At 66.0% G+C, this 19487-nt stretch carries 18 protein-coding genes; 6 read left to right on the forward strand and 12 right to left on the reverse strand.

Annotated elements, in window-relative coordinates; translation table 11 throughout:
* Positions 1-41: 41 nt before the first annotated feature.
* A complete protein-coding gene (locus HLAC_RS05525) occupies positions 42-821 on the forward strand; it encodes an enoyl-CoA hydratase/isomerase family protein (RefSeq protein WP_015909858.1) in 780 nt (259 codons plus the stop codon).
* Between the two features lie 110 nt (positions 822-931).
* A complete protein-coding gene (gene hpt, locus HLAC_RS05530; protein ID WP_015909859.1) occupies positions 932-1501 on the forward strand; it encodes a hypoxanthine/guanine phosphoribosyltransferase in 570 nt (189 codons plus the stop codon).
* A 35-nt stretch (positions 1502-1536) separates the two neighbouring features.
* On the opposite strand, the gene HLAC_RS05535 is transcribed toward hpt, so the two are convergent.
* From HLAC_RS05535 to glpK, 4 genes are all read right to left on the reverse strand, one after another.
* Positions 1537-2220 (reverse strand): phosphoglycolate phosphatase, encoded by a 684-nt coding sequence (locus tag HLAC_RS05535; protein ID WP_015909860.1) that lies wholly within the window; start codon positions 2218-2220, stop codon positions 1537-1539.
* Positions 2221-2318: 98 nt separating this feature from the next.
* Entirely contained in the window at positions 2319-3491 is a 1173-nt protein-coding gene (locus HLAC_RS05540) for a Cdc6/Cdc18 family protein (RefSeq protein WP_015909861.1), read from the reverse strand.
* Between the two features lie 243 nt (positions 3492-3734).
* Entirely contained in the window at positions 3735-4817 is a 1083-nt protein-coding gene (locus HLAC_RS05545) for a DUF7973 family transport facilitator (RefSeq protein WP_015909862.1), read from the reverse strand.
* Positions 4818-6359 (reverse strand): glycerol kinase GlpK, encoded by a 1542-nt coding sequence (gene glpK / locus HLAC_RS05550; RefSeq protein WP_015909863.1) that lies wholly within the window; start codon positions 6357-6359, stop codon positions 4818-4820. It lies immediately after the preceding gene.
* Between the two features lie 392 nt (positions 6360-6751).
* On the opposite strand from glpK, the gene glpA reads away from it, so the two are divergent.
* The 4 genes from glpA to HLAC_RS05570 all read left to right on the forward strand — a co-directional run bounded on the left by glpA (position 6752) and on the right by HLAC_RS05570 (position 12499).
* Positions 6752-8500 carry an anaerobic glycerol-3-phosphate dehydrogenase subunit GlpA gene (glpA, locus tag HLAC_RS05555; RefSeq protein WP_015909864.1) on the forward strand — a complete coding sequence of 583 codons (1749 nt, stop codon included), beginning with the start codon at positions 6752-6754 and terminating at the stop codon, positions 8498-8500.
* Positions 8487-9866, forward strand: coding sequence for a glycerol-3-phosphate dehydrogenase subunit GlpB (glpB, locus tag HLAC_RS05560; protein WP_015909865.1), 1380 nt, complete (start codon positions 8487-8489; stop codon positions 9864-9866). Before glpA ends, glpB begins: the two co-directional genes overlap by 14 nt.
* Positions 9863-11362, forward strand: coding sequence for an anaerobic glycerol-3-phosphate dehydrogenase subunit C (locus HLAC_RS05565; protein ID WP_015909866.1), 1500 nt, complete (start codon positions 9863-9865; stop codon positions 11360-11362). Before glpB ends, HLAC_RS05565 begins: the two co-directional genes overlap by 4 nt.
* 102 nt (positions 11363-11464) lie before the next feature.
* Complete coding sequence (locus HLAC_RS05570) at positions 11465-12499, forward strand: hypothetical protein (RefSeq protein WP_015909867.1); 1035 nt, start codon at positions 11465-11467, stop codon at positions 12497-12499.
* A 578-nt stretch (positions 12500-13077) separates the two neighbouring features.
* Here HLAC_RS05570 and HLAC_RS05575 read toward each other — a convergent pair.
* The 8 genes from HLAC_RS05575 to HLAC_RS05615 all read right to left on the reverse strand — a co-directional run bounded on the left by HLAC_RS05575 (position 13078) and on the right by HLAC_RS05615 (position 19389).
* Positions 13078-14097 carry a DUF7972 family membrane protein gene (locus tag HLAC_RS05575; protein WP_015909868.1) on the reverse strand — a complete coding sequence of 340 codons (1020 nt, stop codon included), beginning with the start codon at positions 14095-14097 and terminating at the stop codon, positions 13078-13080.
* A 249-nt stretch (positions 14098-14346) separates the two neighbouring features.
* Positions 14347-15606, reverse strand: a complete 1260-nt coding sequence (locus HLAC_RS05585) for an RNA-guided endonuclease TnpB family protein (RefSeq protein ID WP_009486680.1) — start codon at positions 15604-15606, stop codon at positions 14347-14349.
* Between the two features lies 1 nt (position 15607).
* Complete coding sequence (tnpA, locus tag HLAC_RS05590) at positions 15608-16000, reverse strand: IS200/IS605-like element ISHla19 family transposase (protein ID WP_009486679.1); 393 nt, start codon at positions 15998-16000, stop codon at positions 15608-15610.
* 100 nt (positions 16001-16100) lie between these two features.
* Entirely contained in the window at positions 16101-16445 is a 345-nt protein-coding gene (locus HLAC_RS05595; RefSeq protein ID WP_015909869.1) for a hypothetical protein, read from the reverse strand.
* An 82-nt stretch (positions 16446-16527) separates the two neighbouring features.
* Entirely contained in the window at positions 16528-17823 is a 1296-nt protein-coding gene (locus tag HLAC_RS05600) for an AI-2E family transporter (protein ID WP_015909870.1), read from the reverse strand.
* Complete coding sequence (locus HLAC_RS05605) at positions 17808-18287, reverse strand: hypothetical protein (RefSeq protein WP_015909871.1); 480 nt, start codon at positions 18285-18287, stop codon at positions 17808-17810. Before HLAC_RS05605 ends, HLAC_RS05600 begins: the two co-directional genes overlap by 16 nt.
* Positions 18284-19087: a DUF2391 family protein gene (locus HLAC_RS05610; RefSeq protein ID WP_015909872.1), complete on the reverse strand. Its 804-nt coding sequence runs from the start codon at positions 19085-19087 to the stop codon at positions 18284-18286. Before HLAC_RS05610 ends, HLAC_RS05605 begins: the two co-directional genes overlap by 4 nt.
* Positions 19084-19389 carry a hypothetical protein gene (locus HLAC_RS05615; RefSeq protein ID WP_015909873.1) on the reverse strand — a complete coding sequence of 102 codons (306 nt, stop codon included), beginning with the start codon at positions 19387-19389 and terminating at the stop codon, positions 19084-19086. Before HLAC_RS05615 ends, HLAC_RS05610 begins: the two co-directional genes overlap by 4 nt.
* Positions 19390-19487 lie beyond the last annotated feature (98 nt).

Consider the following 19487-nt stretch of genomic DNA (forward strand, 5'->3'; position numbering starts at 1 on the left):
GCCTGCCGAACGACTTTCACGCCGGCACCCGAGGGGTCGGTATGACGTGGGACACGATCGACCTCGACATCGACGACGACAGCGACGTGGCGACGATCACCGTCGACCGCCCGGAGCAGCTCAACGCCCTCACTGTCGACACCCTCGAAGCGATCGAGGAGGCACTGGCGGACGCCGAAGCGGCAGGCGCTCGTGCGCTTGTGTTCGCCGGCGCGGGCGACGAGGCGTTCGTCGCGGGCGCCGACATCTCCTACATGGTCGAACTGTCGACGCCGGAAGCGCAGGCGTACGCCGAACTCGGTCACCGCGTCGCGGACGCGATCGAGTCGTTCCCCGCGCCGACGGTCGCGGCGATCGACGGCCACGCGTTCGGCGGTGGCTCCGAGCTCGCGCTAGCCTGTGACCTCCGGGTGGCTGCCGAGAGCGCCGTGATCGGACAGACCGAGATCGATCTCGGGATCATCCCCGGTTGGGGCGGGACCCAGCGGCTCTCGCGGCTGGTCGGCGACGAGACCGCGAAGCGACTCGTCTTCCTCGGCGAGCGGATCGACGCGAGCGAGGCGGCCGACATCGGTCTCGTCGGCGAGGTCGTCGCCGACGACGCGTTCGACGACCGGATCGACGAGCTGTCGCGGGAGCTGGCCGCGAAGCCCGCGTTCGCGATGCGCGCGGCGAAGGAGGCGCTCAACGCCGCCCGCGACGGGACGCAGGCCGGCGGGCTCGCCTTGGAGCGCCGGGCGTGGTCCGGACTGTTCGGCACCCACGACCAGCGCGAGGGGATGGCGGCGTTCTTGGAGAAGCGGGAGCCCGACTTCGAGTAACGGAGTCGCGCCTTCGAGTAGCGTGCTCCCGCACCCCTCGCCCCGTGCGATCGGGGTTCACGGGGCCGGACAATCGCCACGCTTTATTAATCCGCCCGAGTACCGGCGACATGGACCAGTTGCGGCAGTCGCTCCTCGACGCGCCGATAATCGAGAAAGGCGAGTACCAGTACTTCGTCCACCCGATCAGTGACGGCGTTCCCATGCTCAAACCGGAGCTTCTCCGGGAGATCGTCATCCGGATCATCCGGAAGGCGGAGCTGGAGAACGTCGACAAGATCGTTACCCCCGCCGCGATGGGGATCCACATCTCCACCGCGCTCTCGCTGATGACCGACATTCCGCTCGTCGTCATCCGCAAGCGCCAGTACGGCCTCGACGGCGAGGTCCCGCTGTTTCAGGAGACCGGCTACTCCGAGTCGGAGATGTACATCAACGACGTCGAGGAGGGCGACCGCGTGCTCGTCCTCGACGACGTGCTCTCGACCGGCGGCACGATGAAGGCGATCTTAGACGCGCTCACCGACGAGGTCGGCGCGGAGGTCGTCGACGTGGTCGCCGTGATCAAGAAGGCGGGCGAAAACGAGCTTGATGACACCGACTACAACGTGAAGACCCTCATCAACGTCACCGTCGAGGACGGCGAGGTCGTGATCGTCGACGCGAAGGGCGACGACTAGACGACTAGACGCCGCTCCTTCTCCGATACCCGCACCTACTCAGTCCGCGTCCGAAGATCGGCGAGCACGCCGGCGGTGCCGTCCATGTACGAGTCCGCTACCACGATATCGGCAGCCTCGCGAGCGGCGCCGTCGGCGTTGGCGACCGCGTACGACTCGCCGGCGACCGCGAAGGTGGACACGTCGTTTTCGCTGTCACCGATCGCGACGAATTCGTCGGGACCGATACCGAGGGCGTCGCCGACGCGTTCGAGCCCGCGACCCTTGCTCACGCCGGTCGATTTGACGTGGTACGCGTAGCCGGTGTCGACGACCTCCACGTCGCCGCCGGCGGCCGCGGCGACCTCGCGCAGCAGCGCCTCGTCGGCGTCGAGCGACAGCGCTACCTCGGTCTCGCGCCAGCGATTCACCGTGTCACGGGCGCCCCAGCCGGGGTCGCCGCCGCGCTCGCGGAACGCTTCGACGACGGCCCGCGGGGCCTCGGCGTCGCCGAGGATCGCCGTCTCACCGTCGACGTGCACGACGCCGCCGTTTTCGGCGATGACGGTCTCCGCGCGCCCGAGGAAGTGCGCCAGCGCGACCGGATACGGAAACGCCTTCCCGGTCGCTAGCACCACCGGGGCGTCCCAGTCGGGCAACAACTCGAAGACGCGGGCGTCGAGCCGGCCGCTCGCCGTCGTCAACGTCCCGTCGATGTCCAACGCGAGGGGCGGAACCATATCGGATGTGAGGTGACGGCGCGCAACTGTCTTGCGTTCGCGCATGAGGGGGAAGGAGACAGCAAGAGGGGAGACGAGAAAGAGACGGTGAAGCCGGATCAGACCGACCACGAGGGCCGGTCGAACAGCTCCTGAAACACGAGCGTCGGGAACCGCGGGACGAGCCGACTCGGGGGCCGTCCCTTCCCGTCGCTCCGGCGGGCAGTCACCCGATCGAGCAGGCCCGCGTCGGCGAGTTCGTAGAGCACGCGCCGCACCGTCGACGGAGACAGATCGACCGCCTTCCGCGAGGCGATCGTCTCCGTCGCAGCACTCACCGACGCCCGGTCGTCGTCCGACAGGCTCACCAGTTCGTAGAGGAGCCGCCGCCGGCTCTCCGAGAGCGCGAGGACCCGCCCGAGCGCGACGCTCGGGCGCGGAACCGCCTCGATCCCCTCGTCGAGATCTTCTGGGCGAACCGTCGAGGCGCCCGCGCGCTCCGCGGTGATGGCCGCACCGGTGACCGCGGCGAGCGCATCGTGTGCGTCGCCGTCAGCCCACTCGCTGACCTCACGGATCTGGTCGTGAGTGAGCGCGTCGCGCCCGAGTCCGGTGGAACATCGGCTCGTCAACAGTTCGACGAGCACGTGCCGACGGTACGGCTCAAACGCAACCACCTCGTCCGGTTCCCACTCGATCGCCGCCGGCTTCTCTCGGCCGAGACACACCGGGACGACCCGGTCGCTGACGGCCGTGAGCCACTCGACAATGGTCGTCGCGCTCGGCGTCTCCGGCTCGTTCGCGTGGTCGACTGCGACGACCAGGTCGGGGCCGGTGTTGACGGCCTCGCGCAGCGACTCGGCCAGTTCGTCCGTGCCGATCCCGTGTTCGGGGACGGGGTCGTCGCTGACTGCGTCGAGCGCGGCGTGGTAGAGCCGGAACCGCGTCGGTGCTCGCCGCGCGTCGACGTAGACGAATCCGGGGAGCGTCGGCTCGACCGCTCGTGTCGATGTCTGAATCGCCCGGCGTGGGCCGCTGTGGGATGCGAGCCGTTGAAACAGCGCGGAGACGATCGCCGATTTCCCGCTCCCTTTCGGTCCGTGAACGTAGGCGCTCGGCGGGAGCGATCCGGCGAAGGCCGGCTCGAACACGTCGAGGAGCCGTTCGATCCCTGGTCCCCGACCGACCGGCGACTCGGTATGCGACATCGGAGAGACGGCGTCGATGTCTACGAGGACGCCGGCGCCGACGTCGTAGCCGAGCCGCCGCTCGATCCGGTCGTCGATGTTCACGGTCGACCCTCCACAGTGCTCTGATAAAACCGGTGCGAAGCGCGGCCGCTGTCGGTCCGATCTGGCGGTCGATCGCACTTCGTGTGACGTTCCATTGGTAGGTCCAGCGACTCGGTCATATGCGCGTACAGCTGCGTTGCGACCGCACGACGGCCGCTGCGCGGTCGAATCGGTTCGGAAGTGCTACGGAGTCGGTCCGGCGCTGCCGCGGGATCGGTCTGGAGCCGATCCCTGCAGTCGGCGCTAGAGGTACCCGGCGTTCGGCAGCACACCAAGGATGCTAAGCAGCCAGACGAGGAGCATCATGATCGCGATGGCCATCGCCGGTGGGTCCACGTGGGTCCCGGAGTGCGAGTAGAACAGCCGCTGGGTGACTTCACCGGCGAGGCCGCTGAGCACGCCGAAGATGCCAGCCGCCAGCAACGCGACCACGCTGCCTGCGACAGGGTCGACCGCGACCGCGCCGACAGCGCCGAGTAGCGTGATGTGGTGAGTCACGGGGATTTTCTCGACGCCGAGGTTGAGGAACAGCAGGCTGATGGCAGAGATGGCGTAGCCGAGGAAGATGCTCCCCGTCTGCAGCCAGATGTACCCGCCGAGGATCCCGCCGACGAGTCCAATGGCCATGATCCCCGACCACTTGTACTGGTGGGGGAGCCACGGTTCGGTGGCCGGTCGACCGGCGTGCTCCCCGTCGGTGTCGGCCTCCGGGTGCATCTCATCGCGCTCGAACGGCGACATATCGAGGTATCCATCGCCGGCCGGCTTCCCGATGAGCGGGTAGCCGAAGACGGGCCGGGCGAGGAACGCCGTCGCGAACACCGACACCGCGATGAAGTCGGTGGGGGGCGACATTCCGAGAACGTTACTGAAGAGACCGTTAGCGAGCTGGGTGAACAGCATGCCTATCACGCCGAATATCGCCCCGACGGCGAGGATGTCGGGCTTCGTCCCGAACGCGTACGTGATGCCTTTCCCGAAGTGGTAGCCGCCCTCTCCGGGCTTCATCTCGGGGTACTTTTTCGCGGCGTACGCCGAGGCGGCCACGCCGCCCGCGAAGGCGATGTGCGGGCCGGTAATCGCGCCGAAGCCGATGACGCCGGTGACGCTGACGTAGCCGACGTCACTCGCCGCACTCGACGCGATACCGCGGTTGAGAATCGCCAGCCCCTCACCGAGGAAGACGACGAACCCGGTGAAGATGAATGCGGGCAGCGCGCCGATCGCGGCGCCGAACGCCCCGCCGGCCAGCGCGGTGATGAGGAGGAGGAGGAACTGCTCGACCTCCATCCCGATCACCGGAATCTGAAGCAGCAGCTCGTTCATTTACTCATCCTCCTCGTCGTCCTGTGCCCAGTTGAGAGAGCGTTCGACCGCGTCGTCCCACCGACTGTACAGCTTGTCGACCTCTGCCTGTCCTTTCTCAGGCGTGAACTCTCGGTCGATCTGCCAGTTGTCGCGCAGCTCATCGACGGTGTCCCAGTAGCCGACCGCGAGCCCGGCGGCGTACGCCGAGCCGAGCGCGGTGGTCTCGTCGACCTCGGGCCGGGCGATCTCCGTCTGGATGATGTCCGACTGGAGCTGACAGAGGAAGTTGTTCTTGACCGCACCACCGTCGACCCGGAGGCTCGTCGTCTCGACGCCGGAGTCGGCCTCCATGGCCTCGGCCACGTCGCGGGTCTGGTAGGCGATACTTTCGAGCGTCGCCCGCACGATGTGTTCTTTGCCGGTGCCGCGGGTCATCCCGACGATGGTGCCGCGAGCGCGGCCGTCCCAGTGGGGCGCGCCGAGCCCGGTGAACGCCGGGACCATGTAGACGCCGTCGGTCGAGTCGACCGATCGGGCCAGCTCCGCGGTCTGGGCCGCGTTGTTGATCAGATCGACGTCTTCGAGCCACTCGATCGCGGCGCCGGTGATGAAGATCGACCCCTCCAGCGCGTACTGGACGGGCTCGCCGGACATCTGGAACCCGATGGTCGTCAGCAGTCCGTGGTCGGACTTGACGGCCTCGTTGCCCGTGTTCATCAGGTAGAAGGAGCCGGTGCCGTAGGTGTTCTTCGCGTCGCCTTCGTCGAAGCAGGTCTGCCCGAACAGGGCGGCCTGCTGGTCGCCGAGCGCCCCGGCGACGGGGACCTCCTCGCCGAGGAAGCCGTCCGCGTCGGTGTGTCCGTAGTAGTCCTCGTCGGAGGAGGGTCGTACCTCGGGCACCATCTCCTTCGGTACGTCGAACTCCTCGAGGAGCTCGTCGTCCCACTCCAGATCCCGGATGTTGTACAGCATCGTCCGGGAGGCGTTGGTGACATCGGTGATGTGGTTGCCTGTCAGGTTGTAGATGAGCCACGAGTCGATCGTCCCCATGACAAGCTCGCCCTCGCGGGCTCGGTCGCGGAGGTCGCCGCCCCGGGAGCTCTGCATCTTGAGCGGCTCGGCGTTATCGAGGATCCACTCGGTCTTGGTCGCGGAGAAGTACGCGTCGGCTTCGAGGCCGGTCTTCTCACGAATGTCCTCGACTTTGTCCGCCTCCTGCAGTTCCTCGACGCGGTCCGTCGTTCGGCGGTCCTGCCACACGAGTGCGTTGTGGACCGGTCTCCCCGTCTCGCGGTCCCAGACGATCGTCGTCTCGCGCTGGTTCGTGATCCCGATCGCGTCGAGCTGGTTCGCCTCCAGCCCCGCATCGGCGAGCCCGTCAAGGACGACCTGTTGGGTGTTCTCCCAGATCTCGATGGGGTCGTGCTCGACCCAGCCCGGGTTGGGGTAGATCTGTTCGTGCTGTTCGTACGCGTTCGCGACGACCTGCCCGCCGTGGTCGAACACCATAAAGCGAGTTCCGGTCGTCCCTTGGTCTATCGCACCGACATACTGTGTCATGTATTGGATCCCTCCTGTGGCGCTGGTCCGCTCACGGCGTCGGCGCTGGCCGAACGGCGAGCGCCGACTGGGGACACGGTTCGTCCCCCGGACCGTCGATCGCGACGCCGCGTCCGCCCCGCAGCCGGCCGAGCCACCCTCCGTGTCTCGGCTCGAGAGGCGGTGTCGCCGCCGCCGCGATATATCTTCACGGGAGCTACCACGCCACTCGTGAACATAATGTACTACCATAATAATCTTCCTGTTAAAATCCAGAGACAGCCGCGAGCGAAAAAGTAGATATATAAACCAATCGACGCTGACAACGATTGTACTACTTGAATATCCCTGATTGTTATGAATGGCACCCACCAGGAGGTAAAGTAAAGTGGGCGGAGTCCGACCAGATCGACATGGACCAACAGGTGGACGTCGTCGTCGTCGGCGGGGGGTCGACGGGGTGCGGCGTCGTCAGGGACTTGGCTCGACGGGGGGTTGATGCGGTGCTCGTCGAGAAGGGGAACCTGACGCACGGCACGACGGGGCGGATGCACGGGCTCTTACACAGCGGGGGGCGGTACGCGGTCTCGGATCAGAAGAGCGCGCGCGAGTGCATCGAGGAGAACCGTGTGCTCCGCGACATCGCAGGTCACTGCGTCGAGGAGACGGGCGGGCTGTTCGTCAAGCGACCGGAGGACTCCGAGGAGTATTTTCAGGAGAAGCTAGAGGGGTGCCGCGCGTGCGACATCCCGGTCGAAATGATCGACGGCGAGGAGGCTCGGCGGCGCGAACCGTACCTCGCACGCGACGTGGAGAAGGCGATCGCGCTGCCGGACGCCGCGGTCGACCCCTTCCGTCTCTGCGTCGCCAACGCGGCCGACGCCCGCGAGCACGGCGCCCGGATCGAGACTCACGCGCCGGTGACCGACGTGCTCGTCGAGGACGGTGAGATCGTCGGCGTTGAGATCGAACACGAGACGGGCCCCGGCAAGCGCGTCCACCGCGAGCCGGGGACGACCGAGGAGATCCGCGCGCGCCACGTCGTCAACGCGACCGGCGCGTGGGCGGGCAACGTCGGCGAGATGGCCGGCGTCGACGTGGAAGTGCGCCCCTCGAAGGGCGTGATGACGGTGATGAACACCCGGCAGGTCGACACCGTCATCAACCGCTGTCGACCGAAGGGCGACGCCGACATCATCGTCCCCCACGAGACCGCCTGCATCCTCGGCACCACGGACGAGGAGGTCGACGACCCCGAAGACTACCCCGAAGAGGAGTGGGAGGTCGACCTCATGATCGAGACGCTCTCGGAACTAGTCCCGATGCTGAAAGACGCTCGAACGCTCCGCTCGTTCTGGGGCGTCCGTCCCCTCTACGAGCCCCCCGGAACCGGTACCGAGGACCCGACGGACATCACGCGCGACTACTTCTTGCTCGACCACGGCGACCGCGACGACCTCCCCGGGATGACCACCATCGTCGGCGGGAAGCTTACCACCTACCGCATGATGGCCGAGTCCATCTCGGACCACGTCTGCGACGCGCTCGGCCACGACGCGACCTGCGACACCGCCGACGCGCCGCTGCCGGGGTCGGAGAACCCCGCGCGCATGGACGAGCTGATGGAGGAGTTCGGGCTCCGATCCCCGGTGGCCCGCCGGTCCGGCCAGCGGCTCGGATCGCGCGCCGCCGACGTGCTCGACGAGTACGACCCGAACCCGGTCGTCTGCGAGTGCGAGGGCGTCACTCGCGCCGAGGTGCAGGACGCGATCGGCGAGGCCGGCAGCGACCTCAACGCGGTCCGCATTCGCACTCGCGCCTCGATGGGGAACTGTCAGGGCGGATTCTGTACCCACCGCATCGCCGCAGAACTGGCACAGGAGTACCCGGAACCCGTCGTCCGCGACGCGGAAGACGAGCTGTACCAGGAGCGCTGGAAGGGCCAGCGGCACGCGCTGTGGGGGATGCAGCTCTCGCAGGCGATGTTGAACCACCTGCTGCACGCGACGACGATGAACCGCGACGGCGACCCGGCGAGCCTCAACAGCGAGGTCGACTTCGGCGCGTTCGACGCGGGCGAGGGAGGGTCCGAGGCGGACGCTATCGATGGCGGCGATGCCGGAACCGCGGCCACAGACGGAGGGATCGATGGCGATCGATAGCGACGTACTGGTCGTCGGCGGGGGGCTCGCCGCGATCACCTCGGCGATCGCGGCGGCCCGCGAAGGCGCCGACGTGCGGCTGGTCTCCCACAAGGCGAGCACGCTCCGACAGGCCTCCGGGCTGATCGACGGACTCGGCTACGTTCCCGCGACGGAGTCCGCAAAGCCTCTCCGCGAGGGGCCGCCGACCGCGGGCCGCGAGCTGGATCGCGACGAGTGGCCAGACCCCGAGGGTCCGCTTTCCGACCCCTTCGAGGCGATCGACCGGCTCCCCGAGTCGCACCCCTACCGGATCCTCGGCGCCGACGCGCTCCGCGAGGGCTTAGACCTGTTCGACGACCTCGCGGGCGACGCGTACCGGGGGAGCCACACCGACCGCAACGCGCTCCTCCCGACGTTCGGCGGGAGTGTGAAGCCGACCGCGCGCTACCCGGCCGCCGCCGAAGCCGGGATCGCGAGCGACGACCGGCCGACGCTGATCGTCGGGTTCCGTTCGCTCACCGAGTACGACGCGCGCGCCTTCGCCGGGCGGCTGGAGGCCGCCGGCGTCCCCTTCGACGTCGCCGGCGCCGAGGTGGAGTTCGCCGAGGCGTTCCGGGCGGACACGAAGATTACCCGGCTCGCGAAGGCACTCGACCACGACGAGGCGATCGACGGCGTCCCGGCCCGCGAGGCGCTGGCGAAGGCCGTCGGCCCGCACCTCCACGACGTGGTCGACGAGGCTGGCGGCGTCGACCGCGTCGAGCGCGTCGGCTTCCCGGCGTTCCTCGGCGATCAGGAGGGCGACGCGGTCCGCGCCGAACTGGCCGACCGGCTCGGCGCCGACGTGTTCGAGATCCCGATGGGGCCGCCGAGCCTCCCGGGGCTCAGGCTGGAGGACCGACTGTACGACGCGCTCGACGACGCGGGCGTCCGGTTCGAGACCGGGAATCCGGTCGTCGGCATCGAGACCGAGGCGGACGGCACGATCGAGGCGGTTGCGGTCGACCGGAAGGGCCGAGAGACGCCCTACGGCGCCGACGCCTTCGTACTCGCGACCGGCGGGCTCGTCGGGAAGGGGCTCGACTCGAACCGCGAGGGCGTCCGCGAGCCCGTGTTCGGGCTCCACGTCGAGCAGCCGGCGGACCGCTACGAGTGGTTCGTCGACGACGCGTTTGGCGACCAGCCGTACGCGCGCTTCGGCGTGCGGATCGACGAGGACGGGCGCGTGCTGGACGCGGACGGAGAGTCGGCGTACGAGAACGTCTTCGCGGCCGGCGGGGTCGTCGGCGGCGCGGACGTGGCAAGGGAGAAGTCCGCGAGCGGGGTGTCGCTCGCGACCGGGATTGTGGCGGGGCGGGAGGCGGCAACGGAGGCAACCCAATGACACGACACACGGACGACGAAGACGGGGGCGCAGAAGAGGGGAACGGGACGAACGGGACGAACGGAGCGGGCGACCGCGACAACCCGGAAGCCCCCAGCCCCGGCGTCCCGGAGGCGGGCCGCGACGAGCAGCCGTCGATCTTCGTCCCCGACGACGGGGAGCCGAAGGAGACCGCCGCCACCGACGGCGGCGTCGAGAGCGCGACCGGCGGGAGCGACTCGACCGAACTCAATCCGGACGCGTACGACCCGGTCGACGTGTTCCCGGGCGGCGACCTCGACCTCCGGGAGGGCGCCGACTCCTGTTACAAGTGCACGAGCTGTGACACCTCCTGTCCGGTCGCCGAGGTCGACGAGGAGTTCCCGGGGCCGAAGTTCCAGGGGCCGGAACAGTGGCGGCTCAAGCGCAAGGAGGACCACGACATCGACGAGTCGATCACCTCCTGTTCGAACTGCATGCGCTGTGACGACGCCTGTCCCTCCTCGGTGCCGCTCTCACAGATGCACAACGAGGCTCGCGGGCAGTTCGTCGAATCGCAGATGGAGAAGCTCTCGCGGGAGTACGTCCGGAACCGCATCCTCTCGAACTACCACTTTTTCGCGTCCATCGCGAGCAAGGTGCCGCGGCTGGCGAACGCCGCGACGAAGATTCCGGGTGCGATGAAACTCGGCGAGAAGGTCCTCGGAATTGCGGGCGACCGCGAGTTCCCGGACTTCGCCACCCAGACGTTCCGCGAGTGGTGGAAGGCCCGCGGCGGCGCACAGGTGCAGAACCCCGACAAGCGCGTCGCCTACTTCCACGGCTGTTACTCCAACTACAACACGCCGGAGGTCGGCAAGGCGATGGTACGGGTGTACGAGCACTTCGGCTACGAGGTGATGGTGCCCCCGCAGAAGTGCTCGGGCACGCCGATGTTCGCGAACGGGATGCTGAAGGACGCGCGCCGGCACGCGGAGACGAACGTCGAGAACCTCGTCGAGGCGATCGGCGAGGGCGCCGACGTGATCGCCTCCTGTACCTCCTGTTCGCTGTCGCTGCGGCAGGAGTACCCCGAACTGTTCGACATCCACGGGATCGAAGACGTCTCCGACCACACCTACGAGGCGCTCGAGTACCTCCGGATCAACGAGGATCTGGAGGGCGAGCTGGCGGACACGAAGCTCGCGGGCGAGCAGTCGTTCGCCTACCACGCCCCGTGTCACGCACGCAATCAGGGGCTCTCTCGACAGGCCGTCGAGACGTTCCGCGACGTCGACGGCGTCACCATGGAGGACGTGGGCGACTCCTGTTCGGGTATTTCCGGCACCTACGGCTGGAAGGAAGAGAAGTACGAGACGTCGATGGAGATCGGCGCGGAGATGTTCGAGCACATGGAGGACGCCGAGGGCGACGTGGGAATGACCGAGTGCCCGACCTGCGCGATGCAGATGGAACACGGCACCGGCTACGAGGTCGAGCACCCGCTCCAGCTGCTCGAGGACGCGGTCGGCTCGTAGAACCGCCTGACTGCGTCGATCGATCGGTTTTCGCGATCCGTTTTTCAGACCGGATAACCGCGAGGGAACGCTTATGTCTGCGACTCGACGACTTCGATCAACGTGACGCTCGCACAGTTTCTCGATCGGTTCGACGGGGCCGATCGGACCATCGTCGTCGTCAACCGCACCGATCCCGATCCGGTGTTGAACATGCTCGTGGACACGTTCGGGGACGACGCGGTGAGCGTGGTCGACGAGACCGTCGCGGGAGGCGAGCGGTCCCGGAGTAACCGGGACCGTGGCGCCGACGCGAGTGGCCCCGATTCTCGCGGTGGGCTCACCACGCGGGAGTTCACCACGGACCGGATCGTCGACCGAAACGGCGAGGCCGTGGGGCCGGGCGACGGAGATCACGAGGTATCGGCCGCCGACGGCGTCGGTCCGGTGATCGACGTTGACGCCCTCCGCCGCCATGACGCTGTACCCTTCGACGGCGACGATCCCGAGGAGCTGGAGAACCTCGCGCTGCTCGTCGAGAGCGACGAGGTGATCGCCGGATCGACGCTCGGCGAGCTCGGCGATGCGGTGCTCTTTGTGAACTCGGACCTGTACATCACCGGGAGCCGGACGCTCGGCGACATCGACCTCCCCTCCGTGATCGGCGGGCTCGCCGACACCACGTTCTCGCTGCGCGGGTACCCCGAGTCGAACCGACAGAAACTCCTCCTCATCACCATCTCGCGGTTCATCGAACGCGCCGCGTGGATGTCGGGCGACGGGACGCTCCGGTCGTCGTTCCAGCGGCTCTCGCGGCTCGACGACGAGGTCGGTACGCGGGAGGTGTACGAGCGCGTGTCCGAAGCGGGCGTCGACACGCACCTCTACGGAATCCCGGACGACCTCCCGCGCGGCCTCGACGCGGTGATCCACGCCGGGGACACCACCGACTTCACCGACAGTTGGTTCGTGGTGTACCGTCCACCGGAGGGGCCGCACTCGGTCGATGTCAACCCCGGAAGTGACCTCAAGCGCGGGATCGAAGGCGGCGTGGGGCTACTCGCGGTCGAAATCGAGCCGCGGATGTGGCGCGGGGTCTGGACGTTCGACGCCGACCGGGTGCAGTCGATGAATCGGTACATCGAGCGGAATCTGTAGGTGGGCGCGTCGACTGTGGTCGTACAGGAACTGTGGTAAGCGATAGCGGGAGTGAGTGTTGCAGATCGGTCGCAACGATTCAGTATTTAAACAGTCGTGAGCGACGGCGATAATCGTTTATAAATGGATGAGGCGGTGGCGCGCGCCTCCGAGCGCCCTTTGGGCGCGAGGAGCGCCGCGCGAGGGAGTCGGGCGGCCGGAGCGAAGCGGAGGCCGGCCGACGAGGCTGGGGAGGCGTGAGGCTGCGGTGCTGTCCTGTGTGGGGAGGATTAAAAGGGGCAGTCGCGAGGACGAAGCACGGCGAAGTAAGGACCGCAAAGAGGGAGCGTAGCGACCGACTGAGGACCGCAGCCAGCCGCGCGAGTCGTCGCGGCTGGGGCTTTGAAGATGATCACCGCGGTGCCGTCGATCGCTTATAAATGCCCACCAGAAACATCACTCGACCGCTTATAAACAACTGTTTCACCAATTCGCTATACCCACTTCCGGCATCGATCAAGAGGCACTCTTCAGCGATCGAGCGTTTCAGTCAACATTGTGTCTGAAAAATTGGATCTCAACAAATCCGGTCACGGCCATCACTGTTGCAGAGAGAAGGGCCCCGCTCCGGCGGTCCGCTGGGCAACCGTCGCGAGCCGGAGCATGTACGCGGTCAACACGAGGAACGGGGCCAGAGCGATCGTGAACACAGTCGCGACGAAGCTCATCAGTGGCGGGAGACCGAACACCCACATTTCGGGCAGGAGCTGCGAGTTGATCGCGAGGATGGCCGACGCGGTGACGAGGATCGACGGCAGCGAGATGACGAGGAGCGTCCGCGACAGCTGGGACACCTCTTGAGTGTAGTAGAGCGTTTTGAAGTATTCCTTACCGGTGGCGAACAGCTGGAACGCCTCGATGAGGTCATCGAGCCGCTCACCGAACGTATCGGCTAGTTCGCTCTCGTAGACGCTCCGCAGCGTCCGCGAGCGATCCATATACACCCCGTAGTCCGCCTCCAGACCGAGCCAGAGGATGCCGAACTCTGCGCCGGAGGCGCTGTTACCTTGGTTACCGAGCGGCTCGACCGTTTCGATGATCTCGTCGACGTACTCCTGGATGTCCCGGGTTAGCTCCTCGTCGCTCCCCGCGGCCACCGCTTCGAGCGCGGTCGCCCGGTCCTGAATGACCGACGCCATCAGGCTGAGGAACGAGGCCGGATCCGTGGGGCTCTCACCGCTCTCGGTCAGCTGACCGATATCCCGTCGAAACTGCATAATCCCCTGAATACGGTTCTCCTGCGTCTCCACGGAGGTGATGTCGTGGGAGAGCACGATCGAGTTGATCGACACCACGATCGACACGAGGAGGATGATGCCACTCAACAGCGAGCTCAGGATCGTCTGGACCGCGGGCGTCTCCGTGAGGACCCGTTGCATCTCGAAGGTCCAGACCCACCCGATGAGCATGAGCGCCGAGAACATAAACGACAGCAACGCACCGGTGACCGCGAGTCGGTTGGCCTCCAGCAGGGTCCACCGGATCACGTGGAACCGGCCGTTTCTCCGCGGGACGGGGAACCAGTCGCGGAGTCCCCAGTAGTGGTCGACGACGCTCACGACCGCCTCGCTACGACCGCGGCGGTGAGTGCGCGCTGGACGCCGAGCCGCCGCTCGTCGCGACTCGTCGCGCTGGAGCCGGAAAGTGATCGGCGAACGGGAGGGTCACACCTCCCGGTCGCGGGGTCCATCACCATGCTACACACCGGGCACTCCCAGCGCCTCGAAGCCGACAATCCCCACGACCGCCATCACGTGACATCCTCCTCGCCGTAAACGGCGAGGCTTCCCACGCAGGGGGAATACCAGTCAGTCGTCGCTGGTAGAGGGTTTCGACTCTTCGTAGGCCGTGAGCGTCATCTGCGCTGGTACGCTCTTCTCACGGTGAGTCGTGGCGGTGTCACAACCGCTCCCATCCCGAGGCGAGTCATCGCGTCCGGCCTTGTCAAGCGGGACGCTCTCTCCCCACGGGTCAACCCGTCGTGCGATATTCGCGGAAGCGTTGATGTCGGCCTGAAACGTCGAAACGTGGCAGTCATCGTTCGGACACCGGAACTCGGCCTGCGAGTCCCGCCGACCGATGCGGTGGCACGAGTGGCACGTCTGCGAGGTGTACGCCGGATTCACGTACTCGACCGGAATACCTGCTTCCGTCGCCTTGTCCTCGATGCGCCCTTGGAGTCGGGCGAACGCCCACGAGTGAAGCCGACGGTTCATGTACTTCCCGTAGTCGAGACGCTCACGGATGTACGTCAAGTCCTCCATCACCAACACCGGATTTTCAAACTGCTTGGCGTACTCGACGGCTTCCCGAGACGCTTTCTCCACGATGTCGGTGAGGGCGTTCTGGTAGTGGTCGAACCGTTCGTCGGTACGCCACTCCGAAGCGTCACGCTCTTGCAGTCGTTTCAGGGTCGTGTGCATCTCTTTTCGGAGATGCTTCGCTCTGCTTCCGCTACACACGAACGGGTCAGTCGGAGAACCGTCCTTGAGGGCACAGCCCGTGATGAGGGCGGTTTCTCCGATGTCTAAGCCGATGTGCGTGGCGTCACCGTCCGCCGCTGGTTCTTCAACCGGGTACTCGACGGTGACGTGTAGTACCCAATTCTTCCGATGCTGTTGAAGCCGTATCTCGCCCGCTTTCGCGTCCTCGGATACGAGGTCGTGCCAGAGGTCTTCCTGTTCGGGATTGATGCGGAGCGGCATCCAGAAATTCGTTCCCCGACCGGGACGAGGAACCCACCACGTAAACTCGTAGTCGCGTTCTTCCGAGTGGTCGAACTTCGCGGCTTGGTTCGTGAGTCGTATCGGGTGTTCGTCGTCCAAATCCTGCGCGTTGTACGTCTTGCGGAGTTTCGGGACGTAGTTGCAGAGCGCGGCTTTGGCCTGATACGGCAAGTCGTAGGGCGTCACGATGTCGCTCACCGAGGACATGGTACTCGCCCCGGCGTCGAACGCTTCTTGCAGACCGTCACGGTAGGTTTCGAGCAGGTCGTTGAGTTTCGACTGCTTGTGCGCGGTGGGGGGTGCGAACGTCGCCTGCAACGTCTTCGTGACGGTCGTGGACACGCTACTGCTCCTCCACGTACTCCATCAGCACGTCGATGCTCACTTGGCCAGTGGTGGTGAGGAAGTATCCCGGTTGCCAGAACGCTTTGTCGAGCGCCTGCCGAACCTCGGGGTTCTCGTCACGGATTTTGCGAGATGTGACGCCCTTGAGTGAGTTGATGAACTTGGTGAGGTCGGTCGTTGGCTTCGCCGTGAAGAGGATGTGAACGTGGTCGCTTCCGCCGTTGACGTTCTGGATGTTTACGCCGAAGTCCTCGGAGATGTCGCTGGCAATCTCACCGACCCGTTCTGCGATTTCGTCGGTGAGTAGGTCTGCGCGGTACTTCGTGACGGTCACGAAGTGATATTGGAGCGCGTAGACCGTGTGCGACCCAGTTTCGAGGTTGTACTTCATTTGGTCGTACTGATTTCTACACACCCAATTCTAATAAAGGTTTGCCGTCGTGGGGTATTCAGACTGCAACCGACGGTGGAACGTGAGGGAGTTGTCGGCTTCACGCCCGCCGTAAACGGCGGGATTCTCGCCTTGAAAAAAGATAGAGGACGACGAGCGAGGCGACGGCGGCGAACAGCGCGATCCCGGCGGCCTTGATCCAGCCACCCGGGTACTGCCAGTTCACGACCGCAAGGTACGCGATCAGCGCTAACAGCGGGCCCAAAAGCGGGATCCAGCCGAAAAAGAACGCGACGACCGCCCAGACGATCGCGCCGATCAGGGCCGTTACCACCGCCTTTGGGAAGCTGTCGGTGTCCGTCATCACGCGTGCCCCGACGTAGATTCCTACCGCGCCGACGAGCAGGCTCACCACGAACACGATCAGTGTATCGACGATTGCCATGGAAATCAAGCGGCTCTGAAAGTGATAAAACCGCGGCTTGCGGGCGCAACGCGATGTATCTGTGATCGTCTATCCCGTGATCTTAGCTCCTACCTTGGTCCGGGTCGCGATCGGATTTGGGCTGGGAATCGGAATCGGAATCAGAATCGGAATCAGAATCAGATTCGGGTTCGGGTTCCGGATCGGGATCGGAATCGCCCTGAAAATCGTCTTGCTCGGCGTGCACCTCCTCCGGGTCCGTCCCGATATCCTCTGCGACGCTCGCCTCTGGCCGGATTGGCTCCCCACTGAGCAGCTCCGGCAGAACGATTCGGATCGCTTCGAGAACGAGCACGAAGAGAATCGGCATGAGGAAGATGCCGTACCATCCGAACAGGATCGGTCCGAGCAGGTAGGCGAACAGCAGCAAGATCGCGTTGAGCCGTCGCCCGGAGAGGTACGGCTGCAGAAACGACTGCGGCAGGATGTCCAAGAGAAGCACGTAGGCCACGAGTACGACCCCGACAAACACGAGGCTCCCTTGCCCCTGGTCGGTGCTGACGGCTTGAAAGCCGAGCAACGCGACGATGGGGATGTAGACGATCTTGCCGACGACGACGGGGATCAGGCTCGCCAGCCCGGTCAGAAAACCGGCCACGAGCACCATCGGCACTTGGAGTCCGGGCGGCGCCACGAGGTTCGTCGCCGCGTACGTTACGGTCGCCAGGATGGACGAGGCGACAACGAACAGCAGATTGCCGAAAAACACTGACTCTAGGTCGGCGTCAACCGCGATTGCGTAGGCGTACGCCGTCGAGTCGCGCCCGCCGACCAGTTCGGTCAGGGTCTTTGAGACATCGGTGTCGTTGGCGAGCAGGAAGTACGCCAGCGTCGTGGCGAGTCCAAGCAGAAACAGCCCGCCCACGACGCCTTGGAGCGCGGTTACGGCGGCCCCCACGTTGGACCAGACCGACCCGCCCGCGTCGAGGATCGAGGAGGGATTCAACAGCAGCGACACCAGCTGCTCGCGCTGTTCCGCCGGGAGCGCGTCGATGCCGGTGATTCGGGCGACGAGCGTCCCGACGAATTCCCCGTCCCCGAACTGGCGCTGGACGACCTGAAACAGACGGAGGCCGACGACAACCAACAGCAACAGGATCGGGACCAGGACGGACAGCGCCGTGAGCGTCGCCGCGAGCTGTCGCGATCCCGTTACCGACCGGAGTCGGACGCAGATCGGCCGGGTGGCGTAGTAGCCGAACAGCCCTAAGACGGTGAGCCCGATGAACGAGCCGACGACGTACGCGATCGCCACGCCGAGCAGGAGGACGAACGCCCACCAGCCGAGGCGGCTGCGAGATGGCAGGTGGTCTGTGAGACCGTTCATACTCTGACCCATGCTACTACCTCCGAAATAGGTGCCGTGCCGGCGGGACAGACGACGGTTCCAGTTCGTCGGCCGCCCGCAGGGACGTGTTCGAACGCGAGCGACCGCTCCGAGTCGCCACATCTGACCGCCACCTGTACCGAGGACAGTCCGGTCCCGTCCTGGTTATCGAGTCGGACGGTCACCTGGCGACGGTCGTCGTCCGGGGCCGGCATCGGCTCGATCGCCTCGACGGTTGCCGTCGGGACGCCGTCCGCCGTCGTGACGGCCGCTTGCCAGCCGACGTAGCCAAGCGTCGCCACAATGAGGAGTACGCTCGCGACCACGATCGCCAGCTCCAGAAGCTCACCGCCGTCCGGATTGAGACCGCCGTTCGTTCCTGGCTCCTCCCCGTCTTCCCCACGCTCTCCGTCCCCTCGTTCGACGGCATCGCGGTCACGGGCCTGGGTCGGCGTTTCGTCGTCGGTTCGAGTCATGCGAGCACCACCCGCGCAGCACTGGCCCCGACGGCGGCGGGGAACCCGAGCACGATCGTCCGGCGGACCGCGGTCGCGAACGGTTGGACGCCCGCCTCCCCGATGGCGAGCAGCATCCCGGCGGCGACCGCCAGCCCGACCACGTACAGCATGCAGGTCTGTCCGATTCGACGGCGGAGAGAACGCTGCTCGAGGCGGGCCCTCTGGCCCCGAAACTCAAGCTCATAGAGGATCAGATACGTCACGACCAGCGAGGTGAGCAGAATCGCGCCGATCCTCGGCCAGCTGGCCCCGGCGGCCAGTACGGCCACCTCGTTGGTTGGGGCGATTGGCGCCGCGAAGAACACCGCGCCGAGCGCGAACACTCCCAGACTCGCCGGGAACGACGCCTCGGAGATCTCCTCTTGATCGCCGCTGAGGAGCTCGTTGGCTAAGGACGCCCCGAACGCTAGCGGGACCACTTGAACCAGTATCGTCCGAACGACTACCGGGAGCGGATCGGTGAGGTCGAGCACGCCGAGCAGCGCCAGCGCCGCGAACGCGACGAGAAACCCCTGGAACACCACCTCGGCGACCTCGACGTACACCGGCGATCGGTCGTCATCCCCCCGGAAGCCGACGGCGCGGGTGATCGGGACGATGAGGGCGATCCCGACGACAACGAACGCGAGCAGATGGGTGGCGGGCACCTCGACGGCCAGCCACCAGGTCTCGGTCGTGTACGCGAACGAGATGCCGAGCACTAACAGCGCGCCCATCATGCCCCGACCCTGCTCGCGGACTTCGAGGGCGAAATTCATATATAACGACCTCTCTCAGGGTTGGACAAGACGGCGAGAGCGAACGTCTTGAGCTGTTTCTCTGACACCGTGGCGCTGCCGGAGCGAGGTGTGTTCACACGCACTCTCCAGTTCTCCCTGACCTTCTCGTCGAACTCGCCGCCCGAGTGTGCTGTTTCGTCGACGCCGTCGGGGTGGTCGGGGGTGGCCGTCTCGACCTCGAAGCTCTCGTTTGTCGATCCTGCGACGCGACCCAGCCTCCAGCCGTCCTCGTACACGGGCTCGCCCGGATCGACCGCACCGAAGGGAGAACCATCAATCATATTAAACGTTGGAACGCCGGCGTTATTGAACTTTACGCGAGAGCGGGTCACCAAAGGGAACGCGGCCGATTGAAGTGACGGTCACGTTGCTCGGCGGC

Origin of the sequence: Halorubrum lacusprofundi ATCC 49239 (assembly GCF_000022205.1) — an archaeon.
Classification (GTDB): domain Archaea; phylum Halobacteriota; class Halobacteria; order Halobacteriales; family Haloferacaceae; genus Halorubrum; species Halorubrum lacusprofundi.

Coding starts and splice junctions, on each gene's coding strand:
- hpt (WP_015909859.1), top strand. CDS start 932: ATGGACCAGTTGCGGCAGTCGCTCCTCGACGCGCCGATAATCGAGAAA.
- glpB (WP_015909865.1), top strand. CDS start 8,487: ATGGCGATCGATAGCGACGTACTGGTCGTCGGCGGGGGGCTCGCCGCG.
- HLAC_RS05565 (WP_015909866.1), top strand. CDS start 9,863: ATGACACGACACACGGACGACGAAGACGGGGGCGCAGAAGAGGGGAAC.
- HLAC_RS05600 (WP_015909870.1), bottom strand. CDS start 17,823: ATGGGTCAGAGTATGAACGGTCTCACAGACCACCTGCCATCTCGCAGC.
- HLAC_RS05615 (WP_015909873.1), bottom strand. CDS start 19,389: ATGATTGATGGTTCTCCCTTCGGTGCGGTCGATCCGGGCGAGCCCGTG.
- glpK (WP_015909863.1), bottom strand. CDS start 6,359: ATGACACAGTATGTCGGTGCGATAGACCAAGGGACGACCGGAACTCGC.
- HLAC_RS05595 (WP_015909869.1), bottom strand. CDS start 16,445: ATGGCAATCGTCGATACACTGATCGTGTTCGTGGTGAGCCTGCTCGTC.
- HLAC_RS05545 (WP_015909862.1), bottom strand. CDS start 4,817: ATGAACGAGCTGCTGCTTCAGATTCCGGTGATCGGGATGGAGGTCGAG.
- glpA (WP_015909864.1), top strand. CDS start 6,752: ATGGACCAACAGGTGGACGTCGTCGTCGTCGGCGGGGGGTCGACGGGG.
- HLAC_RS05605 (WP_015909871.1), bottom strand. CDS start 18,287: ATGACTCGAACCGACGACGAAACGCCGACCCAGGCCCGTGACCGCGAT.
- tnpA (WP_009486679.1), bottom strand. CDS start 16,000: ATGAAGTACAACCTCGAAACTGGGTCGCACACGGTCTACGCGCTCCAA.
- HLAC_RS05610 (WP_015909872.1), bottom strand. CDS start 19,087: ATGAATTTCGCCCTCGAAGTCCGCGAGCAGGGTCGGGGCATGATGGGC.
- HLAC_RS05525 (WP_015909858.1), top strand. CDS start 42: ATGACGTGGGACACGATCGACCTCGACATCGACGACGACAGCGACGTG.
- HLAC_RS05535 (WP_015909860.1), bottom strand. CDS start 2,220: ATGGTTCCGCCCCTCGCGTTGGACATCGACGGGACGTTGACGACGGCG.